Origin of the sequence: Candidatus Accumulibacter sp. ACC012, from assembly GCF_907163155.1 — a bacterium.
Lineage (GTDB): Bacteria > Pseudomonadota > Gammaproteobacteria > Burkholderiales > Rhodocyclaceae > Accumulibacter > Accumulibacter delftensis.
Window position 1 is genome coordinate 133856 of record NZ_CAJQUC010000025.1, and the last position, 12605, is coordinate 146460.

At 63.0% G+C, this 12605-nt stretch carries 9 protein-coding genes; 7 read left to right on the forward strand and 2 right to left on the reverse strand.

What is annotated here, in order from left to right:
• Positions 1 to 62 precede the first annotated feature (62 nt).
• From QZ648_RS24115 to rlmB, 7 genes are all read left to right on the forward strand, one after another.
• Positions 63 to 1781 carry a nitrite/sulfite reductase gene (locus tag QZ648_RS24115; RefSeq protein WP_291998510.1) on the forward strand — a complete coding sequence of 573 codons (1719 nt, stop codon included), beginning with the start codon at positions 63 to 65 and terminating at the stop codon, positions 1779 to 1781.
• Positions 1774 to 2301, forward strand: a complete 528-nt coding sequence (locus tag QZ648_RS24120) for a DUF934 domain-containing protein (protein WP_169066050.1) — start codon at positions 1774 to 1776, stop codon at positions 2299 to 2301. Before QZ648_RS24115 ends, QZ648_RS24120 begins: the two co-directional genes overlap by 8 nt.
• Complete coding sequence (locus QZ648_RS24125) at positions 2298 to 3023, forward strand: phosphoadenylyl-sulfate reductase (RefSeq protein ID WP_291998511.1); 726 nt, start codon at positions 2298 to 2300, stop codon at positions 3021 to 3023. Before QZ648_RS24120 ends, QZ648_RS24125 begins: the two co-directional genes overlap by 4 nt.
• A 42-nt stretch (positions 3024 to 3065) precedes the next feature.
• Positions 3066 to 3986 carry a sulfate adenylyltransferase subunit CysD gene (gene cysD, locus QZ648_RS24130; RefSeq protein ID WP_169066052.1) on the forward strand — a complete coding sequence of 307 codons (921 nt, stop codon included), beginning with the start codon at positions 3066 to 3068 and terminating at the stop codon, positions 3984 to 3986.
• A 26-nt stretch (positions 3987 to 4012) separates the two neighbouring features.
• Positions 4013 to 5293 carry a GTP-binding protein gene (locus QZ648_RS24135; protein ID WP_169066118.1) on the forward strand — a complete coding sequence of 427 codons (1281 nt, stop codon included), beginning with the start codon at positions 4013 to 4015 and terminating at the stop codon, positions 5291 to 5293.
• A 21-nt stretch (positions 5294 to 5314) separates the two neighbouring features.
• Complete coding sequence (locus tag QZ648_RS24140; protein WP_211203672.1) at positions 5315 to 6391, forward strand: carboxysome shell carbonic anhydrase domain-containg protein; 1077 nt, start codon at positions 5315 to 5317, stop codon at positions 6389 to 6391.
• A 96-nt stretch (positions 6392 to 6487) separates the two neighbouring features.
• Positions 6488 to 7249 carry a 23S rRNA (guanosine(2251)-2'-O)-methyltransferase RlmB gene (rlmB, locus tag QZ648_RS24145; protein ID WP_291998512.1) on the forward strand — a complete coding sequence of 254 codons (762 nt, stop codon included), beginning with the start codon at positions 6488 to 6490 and terminating at the stop codon, positions 7247 to 7249.
• Here the strand turns inward: rlmB and QZ648_RS24150 are convergent.
• Both QZ648_RS24150 and QZ648_RS24155 read right to left on the reverse strand, forming a co-directional pair.
• The gene (locus QZ648_RS24150; RefSeq protein ID WP_291998513.1) at positions 7246 to 9507 is read right to left on the reverse strand and encodes a polysaccharide biosynthesis tyrosine autokinase; all 2262 of its coding nucleotides are present in this window, start codon (positions 9505 to 9507) and stop codon (positions 7246 to 7248) included. The two genes, rlmB and QZ648_RS24150, sit on opposite strands and share 4 nt — an antisense overlap.
• Positions 9508 to 9640: 133 nt before the next feature.
• On the reverse strand, positions 9641 to 10840 hold the full coding sequence (locus QZ648_RS24155; RefSeq protein WP_169066056.1) for a polysaccharide biosynthesis/export family protein: 1200 nt from the start codon (positions 10838 to 10840) through the stop codon (positions 9641 to 9643).
• Positions 10841 to 12605: the final 1765 nt, after the last annotated feature.

Below are 12605 nucleotides of genomic sequence, written 5' to 3' on the forward strand. Positions count from 1 at the left end.
GCCCGTGCCCGGCCTGATCCAGGGAATGGCAGGCATGACTTCATTCTTATAAGGAGCGACCCATGTATCGCTACGACAGTACTGACCAACAACTGATTGACCAGCGCGTGAGCCAGTATCGCGGCCAGATGGAGCGCCATCTGGCGGGTGAACTCTCGGACGACGAGCTGCGTCCGCTGCGCCTGCAGAACGGCCTTTACATCCAGCGGCACGGTCCGATGCTGCGCATCGCCATCCCCTACGGCATGCTCTCGTCGGCGCAGCTGCGCAAGCTGGCCGAAATATCGCGCCGCTACGACCGTGCCGTCGGGCACTTCACGACCCGCCAGAACATGCAGCTCAACTGGCCGCAGTTCGAGGAAACGCCGGAGATCCTGGCCGAGCTGGCGAGCGTCGAAATGCACGCCGTGCAGACCTCGGGCAACTGCATCCGCAACATCACCAGCGACCACTTTGCCGGCGTCGCGCCGGACGAACTGGTCGACCCGCGCCCGTACTGCGAACTGCTGCGGCAATGGTCGACTTTCCATCCGGAATTCGCCTACCTGCCGCGCAAGTTCAAGATCGCGGTGAATGCCGCGGCACAGGACCGCGCAGTGATCCGGGCGCACGACATCGGACTCGAGGTGGTCAGCGACGAGCGTGGCGAGATCGGCTTCAAGGTCCTCGTCGGTGGCGGTCTCGGGCGCACGCCGATCCTCGGCAAGGTGGTTCGCGAGTTTCTGCCGCGCCGGCACATCCTCTCCTACCTGGAGGCCATCCTGCGCCTGTATAACCGCTATGGTCGCCGCGACAACATGTACAAGGCGCGTATCAAGATTCTCGTGCAGGCGCTCGGCAGCGAGGAGTTTGCGCGCCAGGTCGAGGCCGAGTGGGCGCATCTGCGCGACGGCGAGACAACGGTCACCGACGCCGAGTTCGATCGTATCGCCGGCCACTTCGAGCCGCCGGCCTGGGAGACGCTGCCTGCCGAAGACCCCGCGCACAACGCCCGCCTGACTGCCGACAAGGCTTTCGCCAACTGGGTCAAGCGCTGCGTGCACCCTCACAAGACGCCGGGCTATGCCGCCGTGACGCTGTCGCTGAAAGCGCCGGGAGTCGCTCCCGGCGACATCAGCGACACGCAGATGATCGCCGTCGCCGACCTCGCCGACCGCTTCAGCTTCGGCGAACTGCGCGTCAGCCATGAACAGAACCTGATCCTTTCCGACGTCAAGCTCGGCGATCTGCACGAGCTCTGGCAACTCGCCCGCGGCCAGCGCCTGGCGACCGCCAACATCGGTCTGCTGACGGACATGATCTGCTGCCCTGGCGGCGACCTCTGTGCTCTGGCCAATGCGCGCTCGCTACCGATCGCCGAGGCGGTGAACGACAAATTCGACGACCTCGACTATCTCTACGACATCGGCGACATCTCGCTCAACATCTCGGGCTGCATGAACTCCTGTGGTCACCATCATGTCGCCAACATCGGCATTCTCGGCGTCGACAAAAACGACGAGGAGTGGTACCAGATCACCGTCGGCGGCCAACAGGGCAACAGCGCGATCATCGGCAAGGTCATCGGCCCTTCCTTCTACGCCCAGGAAGTGCCGGAGGTCATCGAAGCCCTGATCGCCGTCTATCTCGAACAGCGCACCGCCAGCGAGCGCTTCATCGACACCTGGCAGCGCGTCGGTATCGAGCCCTTCAAGGCACGCGCCTACGCCGGCCGCGACCGGCGCCGCACGGCCAAGGTCGCCGGCAAGGAAAGCCAAGCAAAGGAAATCGTCAATGCCTAGGATCATCAAGAATACGCAGATCGTCGAAGACCACTGGCAGGTGCTGACGCTGGCCGAAGGAGAAACACCGGAAGCCGTCGCCCTGCCTGCCGCGCCGACGCTGCTGCCGCTGGCCGTCTGGCTGGCACGCCGGAACGAGATCGTCGCCGCAGGCCTGGCGCCTGGCGTCTGGCTGGACGCCGGCGAGGGCCCGGAAGCATTGGCCGACGACCTCGACCGATTGGCGGTGATCGGCGTCAATTTCCCGAAATTCACCGACGGCCGCAGCTACTCCAGCGCCCGCCTGCTGCGCGAGCGCTACGCTTACCGCGGCGAGATTCGCGCCCTCGGCGACGTGCAGCAGGACCAGCTGTTTTTCATGCGCCGCTGCGGTATCGACGCCTACGCCCTGCGTGCCGACAAGGACATCGACAAAGCGCTCGCCGGTTTGGCGGTCTTCAGCGACGCCTACCAGGCGGCGGTCGACCAGCCGCAACCGCTGTTCCGCCGGCGCACGGCACGCGGCCAGGAGGCGGCATGAAGCACCTCGGCACACTCGACGACCCCGCGCTGCTCGACGCGCTGGCCAGCAAAGTCGCTGGCGCGCGCCGCCTGTTGCGCGAAATCGCCGACGATTTCTCGCCGGCCGCTTTTGCCAGCAGTCTCGGTGCCGAAGACATGGTGCTCACCGATCTGATCGTCACCGAGCGGCTCGACATCGAGATCTTCTCGCTCGACACCGGCCGCCTGCCGGCCGAGACCTACGCGCTGATCGCAAAGGTCAAGAGCCACTACGGCCTGGCGCTGCGCCTGTATTATCCGCGCCACGATCTGGCCGAGGCATGGACGCGTGAGAACGGCATCAACGCTTTCTACGAGTCGGTCGAGCTGCGCAAGGGCTGCTGCCATTTCCGCAAGGTTGAACCTCTGCAACGCGCGCTGGCTGGCCGCAAGGCCTGGATCACCGGCATGCGCGCGCAGCAATCGGCGACTCGTGAGGACCTGCCGCTGCGCAGTTTCGACGTCGGCAGCGGTGGGCTCGAGAAATTCAACCCGCTCACAGCATGGAGCGAACGCGAAGTCTGGGCCTACCTCAAGCAGCAGCAGGTACCGTACAACGCCTTGCACGACCAGTTCTACCCGAGCATCGGCTGCGCGCCCTGCTCGCGCGCGATCACGCCGGGAGAAGATGTACGCGCCGGCCGCTGGTGGTGGGAGAATCCCGACTCGAAGGAATGCGGCTTGCACCTCAAGCGCACCTGAAACCCGCACCGACAAACAACCGATGAATCACACAGGTCAATCATGAGCAGCACAGCACTTTCTAGTGTCACCCTTTCCCATCTCGACTGGCTCGAATCCGAGGCCATCCACATCATGCGCGAGGTTGCCGGCCAATGCAGCAACCCGGTGCTGCTGTTCTCCGGCGGCAAGGACTCGATCTGCATGCTGCGTATCGCCGAGAAAGCCTTTCGCCCAGGCCGTTTCCCGTTCCCGCTGATGCATATCGATACCGGCCACAACTACCAGGAAGTCACCGACTTCCGCGACCAGCGCGCCGCCGAGCTCGGCGAGCGGCTGATCGTGCGTTCGCTCGAGGACTCGATGGCGCGCGGCACGGTGGTCCTCAAGTCCGCCGACGAACCGCGCAACAAGCACCAGTCGATAACCCTGCTCGAAGCAATCGAGGAATTCGGTTTCGACGCTTGCATTGGTGGTGCGCGCCGCGACGAGGAAAAGGCACGCGCCAAGGAGCGAATTTTTTCCTTCCGCGACGAATTCGGCCAGTGGGACCCCAAGAACCAGCGCCCCGAGCTCTGGGACCTCTATAACGCACGCAGCTTCAAAGGCGAAAACATTCGCGTTTTCCCGATCTCGAACTGGACCGAGATCGACGTCTGGCAGTACATCGAGCGCGAGCGACTGGCCCTGCCATCGATCTACTTCGCGCACCGCCGCCCCATCGTCCGGCGCAGCGGCGGCATGCTGCCGGTCACCGCGGTGACACCGGTCAAGCCCGGTGAGGTGGTGGAAGAAGTGATGGTTCGCTTTCGCACCGTCGGCGATATCACCTGCACGGCGCCGGTCGAGTCAGACGCCGACAGCGTCGCCAAGATCATCGCCGAAACGGCAATCACGACGATCACCGAGCGTGGCGCCACCCGCCTCGACGACCAGACCTCGGACGCGTCGATGGAGCAACGCAAGAAGGAAGGCTATTTCTGATGTCCGCAATCGACACCATTGAACCCATGCAAGCACTCCCCCTCGAAGATGCCCCCGACAACGGCCTGCTGCGCTTTCTGACCTGCGGCAGCGTCGACGACGGCAAGAGCACGCTGATCGGCCGCCTGCTCTACGACAGCAAGACGATTCTCGCCGACACCCTGCACGCCATGCAGCGCACGTCCGAAAAACGCGGGCTGGATGTTGTCGACCTGTCGCTGCTCACCGACGGCCTGCAGGCCGAGCGCGAACAGGGAATCACCATCGACGTCGCCTATCGCTACTTCACCACCGGCACGCGCAAATACATCATCGCCGACGCCCCAGGCCACGAGCAGTACACGCGCAACATGGTCACCGCCGCGTCGACGGCCGACCTGGCGATCATCCTCATCGACGCCCGCAGGGGCGTTCTCGCGCAGACCCGCCGCCACTCGTACATAGCGCACCTGCTCGGCATCCCGCAGGTGGTAGTGGCCGTAAACAAGATGGACCTGGTCGACTACTCGCCAGAAATCTTCGCCCGCATCAAGGCCGACTATCTGGCCTTTGCCGGCAAACTGGGGATCGCGAACATTCGCTTCATGCCGATGTCGGCGCTGCACGGCGACATGATCGTCGAGCGCGGCACGCGACTCGACTGGTACACCGGGCCGAGCCTCATCGAAACCCTCGAAACGGTGCCGGCAGTCCATAGCGCACACGCCGAGAAATTCCGCTTCCCGGTGCAATATGTGTGCCGTCCGCAGGATTCGGCCAATCCGGAACTGCACGATTATCGCGGCTTCATGGGCCGTGTCGAGTCCGGCGAGCTGGCCATCGGCGACGCGGTGACGGTGCTGCCCTCGGGGCTGGAGACGCGCGTCAAGGACATCCAGGTGCTCGCCGAGTCACTGCCCTGTGCCACCGCCGAGCAGTCGGTGACCCTCCTCCTCGAAGACGAGATCGACATCTCGCGCGGCGACATGATCGTCAAGAGCGGCGAACTGCCGACGCTCAGCAAACAGATCGACGCCATGCTCTGCTGGCTGGCCGAAGCAGCGCTCGATCCACGCCGCAAATACCTCATTCGTCACACCACCCGCGATAGCAAGGCGATGCTCGCCGGCATCGATTACCGGATCGACATCAACACCATGGAACAGCAGGCGTGCGAGCGGCTGGTGATGAATGACATTGCCCGCGTGCGCTTCAAACTGGCGCAGCCGATTTTTGCCGACCCCTACGCGGAAAGCCGCGGCACCGGCGCCTTCATCGTCATCGACGAATCTTCGAACAACACCATCGGCGCCGGCATGATTCTCTGATCGGCACGGCCTGCTGTGGTCATGGATATTCACGGAAAGCCAATCGCCGAACGCATAGCCTGGCTGTTCGGCCTGGCCGAGCGCCATGCAGCGATGTACCGCAGCCCGGAAGCCTGGCTGGCACGCCAGCGCTATCAGGCCGAGCACCCGACGGCGATTGCCGTCCTCAAGTGCATGGACGGGCGCATCAACATCCCGGTGGCGACCAACACCCCGGTCGGCCTGCTGATGCCTTTTCGCAACCTCGGTGGGATCTTCGACCTCGGCTGGCCGCACCTCGGCGAAGTGCTCGCGCACCATGTGCAGCGCGTCGTCAACGCCGGACGGCATGTGCTTTTCCTGGTCACCTACCACTACTCGCAGGGCGAGCCACGGCGCGGTTGTGCCGGCTTCGACTACGACACGGCGGCAGCCATCGCCCATACCTACGAGATACGCCGCCAGGTCGAACACATCTTCGGCAGCGACCACGGTACCGTCTATCCGCTGGTTTGCGGTTTCGAAACCGACGAAGACGCACTGGTGATCCACGGCACCACTGGCGAGCAGTTGCACCTGGCGAAACTGACCGCCGCCGACCGGGCAGCGCTCGAACAACGCCTCGCCGCCCTGCTGCCCGACATGCCGGCACAGATGCGCGCCGATCTGCTGCCGCTGCTGCACGGCAATCTCGAACATATCGAGAGCGTACGCTCGCAGATCCGCAGTCGCGAGCGCCTGCTGGACATCGAGCACCGCGAGTGGACGATTTGTCTCGGGCGTGGCTTCGATTTCCTGCACACGCCCAATGTCGCCTTGATCATCGGCCCCTACAGCCCCAATCTCGACGTCCCGATCCGCAAGGCGGCCGGGATCATCGAAGCGAACATGCAGGCCGGACGGATTCCGGATGATGGCTTTCTGCTCCTGGCGTCGGTACCGTACGAGGAAATCGGCGTAGACCGCGCGCGGGCGGAGCTCAAGTCGAGCTTCCTGTCGAGCTTCGCCGCCGACGTCATTCGCCGCGAATTTCCCCGCCTGGGCGAGCAGATGACAACGCGCACGGCGGTCCTCGACTGGCGCTCGCGAACCCTGGAGGCGATCGCCAGCAAGCAGTAGCCGCGTGCGCCAGGCACCTGGTGGCAGCCAGCCAAGCGACAGGGCGTGGCGGCAAGCTGTTAGAATCGCGCCCTCTATCTACCGGCCTTGCCTATCATGTCCCAGAATTCACGCCTGATTTTCGGCTTCCATTCGACGCTCGCCAAACTGCGTCACGACCCCGGCGCAATACGTGAAATCTACGTCGACGCCGCGCGCCACGATGCTCGCCTGCGTGATCTGGTTCGCCAGGCGGAGTTCGCCACGGTGCGCATCCTGCCGGTGGACGGCGCGCGACTGCAGGCCATGGCGCCAGGCGCCCGGCACCAGGGAGTGATCGCCACGGTCGATGCGACGCCGCGGCACGTGACTCTCGACGACGTTCTCGACACCCTCGACGAACCAGCCTTCCTGCTGATCCTCGACAGTATTCAGGATCCGCATAACCTCGGCGCCTGCCTGCGGGTTGCCGATGCCGTCGGCGCGCACGCGGTCGTCGCACCCAAGGATCGTGCCGTTGGCTTGACACAGGCGGCCGTGAAAGTGGCCAGTGGTGCCGCCGAGACCGTCCCCTACGTCACGGTCACCAATCTCGCCCGCACGCTGCGCGAACTGAAGGAAAGGGAAATCTGGATCGTCGGCACCGATGCCGACGCCAAGGACGATCTCTACAGCGCCCAGTGGCCCACGGCCTGCGCCTGGGTACTCGGCGCCGAAGGCGACGGCCTGCGCCGCCTGACGCGCGAGACCTGTGACCAACTGGTCAACATCCCGATGCTCGGCTCCGTCGCCAGCCTCAATGTCTCGGTCGCCACCGGCGTCTGCCTCTACGAGGCGCGACGACGGCGCGGGCCAGCCAGCAATTCCGGCAATTACTAATCCTTGTACGAGTAGCGGTAGACGTAGCCTTTGTAACCGTAGCGGTAGCGCTGGCGGCTGACATTGAGGTCGTTGAAGACGAAGCCCTTGACTTCGACACCAGCCTGATTGAGGCGCTTGACCGCTTGCTCGAGTTCGCGAATCGGGTGCTTTCCCGAGCGGGCGACCATCAGCGTGGCACCGACATGACGGCCGATGATCGCCGCATCGGAAACGGCCAGCACCGGCGGCGCATCGACGATGACCGTGTCGAAGCGTTCGCCGAGTTGCGTCAGCAAGGTGACAAAGCGCTCGTGCATCAGCAGTTCGGAAGGATTGGGCGGGATCTGGCCGGTAGAGATCACCCACAAGTTGGCGACCGAAGTCGTTTTCAGAATCGCGTCCAGCGAAACCTGCCCGGCAACGTACTCCGAGATTCCCGACGCACGCTCCCTGCCGAACTCTTTGTGGATATGCCCTCGGCGCAGGTCGGCATCGACGATCACCACGCGCTTGCCGACCTGCGCCAGCACGACACCAAGGTTCTTGGAAATGAAGCTCTTGCCGAGGCCGGGGCTCGAACCGGTGATCAACAGCGAGTTGCGTTTTGCGTCGAGCAGGGCAAAGTGCAGCGTCGTGCGCAGGCCGCGCAGGCTCTCGACCGCGTCGTCTTCCGGAAACCCGACGGCCAGCAGCTCGCCGACACCTGATTTTGCCTTGCGGTGCAAATCGACTTCGGTCTTGCTGTGCGGGACCGTTGCATAGACCGGCAGGCCGAGTTGCGACTCGATGATCTCGGGATCTTCGACAACCACACGCAGCGCCCGCAGCAGCCAAATGATGACCATGCTCAGCAATACGCCGAGAAGCAGGGCAATACCCAGAATCGCGGCCGGCCCGGTGCCGACGGGTTGGCGAGCGACTGCCGCCGAATCGATGATGCGCACGTCGCCAACCGTCCCGGCCTTTGACACCCGCAATTGCTGGGCGGTATTAAGCAACTCGGTATAGAGCCTGTTCGAGACTTCGACATCGCGCGCCAGACGTAGAACCGTCTGCTGCGTATCAGGCAAGGCCGCAACATCGGCGTCAAAAGCCTTGCGACGCTCAGTGAGACGCTGCAACTTGTTATCCATCGCCTGAATCCTGGGATGCTCGGGAGTGAAGCGCTGGCGCAATTCATCACGCTCCTGCTTGAGCAACACGGCGGCGTTCTCGACCTCGACCAGGGACTTCAGCACGCCCTGTGTCTCCAGGCTCAAGTCGAGCGAACCACGGCTTTGACGATAGTTGTTGTACGCCGCCTCGGCGCTATCGACCTGTGTTTTGAGAGCGGGAAGCTGGGTTTCGAGAAAGGCCAAGGTCTTCTCGGCTTCGGCCGAACGCCGTTCGACGTTCTGCCGAACATAGGTGTTCATGATGTCGTCGAGAACAATACCAATCTGCCCGGGATCTCCTCCCAAGAGGTTAAGCTCCACGAGGCTGGATTTCTTGCCGCGCTCCTTGACGGAATAGTTCTTGCGCAAACTGGCCACGGCTGTTTCGGCGGAAAGTCTCATCAGCCGAAACTGTGTTCCTGGCCGCGCCTGGAGCTGCGCGACAAAAATCGAGTAATCCTGGTTACTGGCACGCGTCCCCGCTTCACCCTTGAGGACCGGCTGATCCTCCCAATCCAGCACTTCGAAAGCGCCGTCGTCACCCGCGACCAAGGTGAGCCTCTGATCCAGAGCTGGTCGCGGAACGTCGAGCGAATCGACCTGAATGCGGTCACCACCCCATGCAAAACTCGACAGGCCCAGCCATGGCGAATTCGGTTCATCACCTTGGTAGCGCCGGCTGACCGCACCGCCAATCAAGGGCAGGGTTCTGGGAACGGCCACAATGTCCAGCTTCAGCTTGCTGACCACCCGTTCCAGGACCATCCGCGAGCTGAGGATTTCGAGTTCGGCTGAGACCGTTGTGTCGTCACCCAACAGCGGCTGCAGGGCCTTGAGGGAACCCATTCCGGAGCTTTTCTCCTCGACTTGCAAGAGACCATCGGCCCGGTAGACCGGCTTCGCCACCACCACCCAAGCCAGGCCAAGAACGAGTGCCAACAGGCTCACCGCGGCAATCAACCAGCGGTAGTCAATGAGCACGGCAATGATCTCGCCAAGCGCCAGGCCCTCGTCCTCATCTTCCGAGGACATCTGCTGCATCGGCTGCGCTTGCGCCTGAGCGTCTGACCGGCCGGCGACACCGGGCGCGTTGAAAGAGGTCTGTGACTGGTCGTTGTTCATGGATCGTCCGTGATTGCCGCCGCCAGAGTCATGGCTGGGCGGCTCAGCGTGTTAGGCAGGCGTTTGCGGGGGAGCTTAGCCGGCGGCTTGGTCAGCCCCCGACAGGCCTGCGGCGGAAAAAAACTCGTCGAGATCAGTACGGCGGTTGTCTCGCGCCGAAAAGCGGATACTGCGTCTGGCTGGTAAGATTAAGCATCGTCGCCGTCGGCAGGATATTGGAGATCACGCGCTGCCAGCGAACGACTGCCGCCGCATCGACATAGACAACATCGCGCGGCCGCAGCGGAAAGCGATCGGCGAGCAACATTGCGTCGGGAAGACGGGAATCCAGATGGAAGAGCTCCGGAGTCTCGGTATCGCCGCGCATGACATAGATCCAGCGTGGGTCGGCAGTCGTCTGACTGATATAGCCAGCGTCGCTGAGCGCTTCGGCGAGCGTCGAGCGCTTCTTGTTCATTACTTGCGAACCCGGCCGAACGACTTCGCCGAGCACGAAGATCTTGTTGTAGCTGCGGTCCGCGACATTGATGATGTCGCCGTGCTCCAGCAAGGCATTCTGTGCCGTCGCACCGTAGTCGTACATTGCCTGGATATCGACCAGGTAGGTGCTGCCACGACGAGTCAGCAGCACTCGGCTGTAGTCGGCCTCCGGAGTGAAGCCACCGGCGCGGTTGACCGCCTCGATTACCGTCATCGGAATATCGGTCACGGGCTGGATACCCGGTTTGCTCACCTCGCCAACGACATAGACCTGCTGGCTGCGAAAAGCCACCATGCGCACGTCGAGCTGCACCTGCTCGATGAATTTTGCCAACTTTACCGACAAAATCCTGCGCACTTCGCCGGTCGTCTTGCCCTGGACATTGACCACTCCGGCGTACGGAAAGTAGATCGTTCCATCATCGGCGATAACGGTGCCCGCCTGCTCAGCGGTACGGAAGCTGCCGGCCGGGATGGTCAGCTCGGGGTGATCCCAGACGATGATTGAAATGATGTCGCCCGGCCCAAGCTTGTACTCGGGCGTCGGTCCGGAACCCTTGCCGCCGGAACGCGGCGCGCTCTCCGTCGCCTTCCTGGCAACGCTGGTGCCGTCACCGATGGGCGGTCGGGCTGCCTTGAACATGTCGACGATCAGTTCGGCAGTAATCGGCTTGATCTTGATGTGTTCCGGTACCAGAGCGTCTCCCTGCTGGACCGGCAACATCACCGCAGACTCGTCGCGGTCGCTGTAGCTCTGGTTACCGGGCACAAGGCTGCAGCCTGCCAGAGCGCTGACGGCAAGAGCGATCAAGAGGTGCCGGATTCGACCAGGCACCACAGGCGACATTTCCATACTTAGCTCCTCGTTTTCCATTCGTTCGTGCTCTCGTCAGCGTCCCTGGGGAACAAAACGCCAGGAAGTTTACATTCCGAACACAGGCACCGCAAATGCAGCCACCCGCTCGGCACCGTGCATAGCTATTGGAGACGCCACGGCCCTTTACACAACACGGCGCCGGAAGTGTTCTTGGTGCTGTGGGAGTCGCGAATCACACCCGCACGATAACGCCGCTCGGGGCGATTGCACGTGCGCTATTTCACGCCCCCGCGCAATAGCGAACGCGGCTTCTCGGCTAGTTCAGCCGAGCTTTTCGACCCAGGGCTTGACCTGCGGCTTCGATCAGGCGCAACGCTTCCGCGTGCGCTTCGTCGCCGCGCCGATAGGGGTTCAGGGATTTCGGTATTCGTCCAGTGCCCGAGCAGGAAAGGTCCTTGCCGCGGGGCAGCGGGGTCCAGCGCCAGCACCGCGTCGCGATGATGCTGTTCCATCACCAGAACCAGCTCGGCCCCATCGCAGGCGCTCACGGACCAACTGGCGGCCGTCGGTGCGCACTGAGGTCGACGCCGCGCGATTGCATCATCGCGCAGGTCGTGCTCATCGGCGGGGTGGGTTGACCAGCGCCACCGCTACCCGCTGACTGTTCCAACCGGTCGACCGAGGGCTTCAATCCTTTTGCCGAAGAAAAAACTCGGCCGCGGGGCTGCGACAAATTTTTCCCGTGGCACACGTGAGAAGTTCTGTTGAACATCTCAGCGCTCCCTCACGTCTGAGGCACGCTGACTTCGAGCCCACTGCGCGCCGTTCATCACCCGCCGCTCGCTCCATGTAGTAGATCAGTGTCTGCGCACGCTACGCCGCTCGTCGTGCCGACGTTGGTGCCGATCGTCCCCGCTTCGAGCACGCATTGGAACTTAAGTCGTTCTCGTCCGACGGCGTATGAAAAGGGCGAAACATCGCTACACCGTGCCGCCGAAGGAAGTGTTTCTTTCAATTGCGCCACATCCCGCGGCACTTTGCCGAATCAGGTGCCATCGCCGTTCGCCGGCATTGGCACCCACATAGACGTTTGCGGCCCCTCGGTCCGCCGGGGAGCAGTTCAGTTCGGTACCCGCTCAGAGCTGGTAGTCTAGCGGCTGCCACCCCAAGCGCGCGCCTATCAAGCCAACAGATCAGGAACTTCTCCACGCACTTATCCACAAAAATTCCTGTGTACATTAACCGATGAAGCGCCAAGCGCACGATTGATCGGGCGCGTTCGGGGGCACCACCGCCATGGGCGCAGAATCACAGCAAATAAGCCCCAAAAACGATGCAGGAAGAGCCAGAAATCAGTCTTCGGGAACTCCCCGCAGCAGGCAGCGACACCGATCATCCCTCCAGGTAAGCTGCGCGAGCGGCGTGGGGGGGCAAAAAAAAAACAAGCGACGATGTCACAGACCCGATTCCGGCACGCACTGACAAGGTTGGTGCAAGTGGTGACGGTCGCTCGAAAGCGACTTGCGCCGCCAGATGCCCGCAGCATGACGCCAACCGTATCCATCCAGCGGCAGCGCAAACAGCCACAAGCGGTCCCGTGTGGTCTCGCCGCGAGTCCCCTGCGACAGGGCTATGAACAACCAGGGCGAAACACGAAGCCCACACCATGCTGCCGTTTATCACCGAGAAAACACCCGCGCCGACAATTTCCCGCATAGCGCAGGTTGTAGTACAGGAATCCTGCCAAACCGGACGCCCAGCGCAAGGACGACTAGAAACGACTACGCCACCCTGGCCCGCG

Bases quoted from the DNA above. Each gene is read 5' to 3' on its own strand.
- QZ648_RS24115 (WP_291998510.1), top strand. From the start codon at position 63: ATGTATCGCTACGACAGTACTGACCAACAACTGATTGACCAGCGCGTG.
- QZ648_RS24120 (WP_169066050.1), top strand. From the start codon at position 1,774: ATGCCTAGGATCATCAAGAATACGCAGATCGTCGAAGACCACTGGCAG.
- QZ648_RS24125 (WP_291998511.1), top strand. From the start codon at position 2,298: ATGAAGCACCTCGGCACACTCGACGACCCCGCGCTGCTCGACGCGCTG.
- cysD (WP_169066052.1), top strand. From the start codon at position 3,066: ATGAGCAGCACAGCACTTTCTAGTGTCACCCTTTCCCATCTCGACTGG.
- QZ648_RS24135 (WP_169066118.1), top strand. From the start codon at position 4,013: ATGCAAGCACTCCCCCTCGAAGATGCCCCCGACAACGGCCTGCTGCGC.
- QZ648_RS24140 (WP_211203672.1), top strand. From the start codon at position 5,315: ATGGATATTCACGGAAAGCCAATCGCCGAACGCATAGCCTGGCTGTTC.
- rlmB (WP_291998512.1), top strand. From the start codon at position 6,488: ATGTCCCAGAATTCACGCCTGATTTTCGGCTTCCATTCGACGCTCGCC.
- QZ648_RS24150 (WP_291998513.1), bottom strand. From the start codon at position 9,507: ATGAACAACGACCAGTCACAGACCTCTTTCAACGCGCCCGGTGTCGCC.
- QZ648_RS24155 (WP_169066056.1), bottom strand. From the start codon at position 10,840: ATGGAAATGTCGCCTGTGGTGCCTGGTCGAATCCGGCACCTCTTGATC.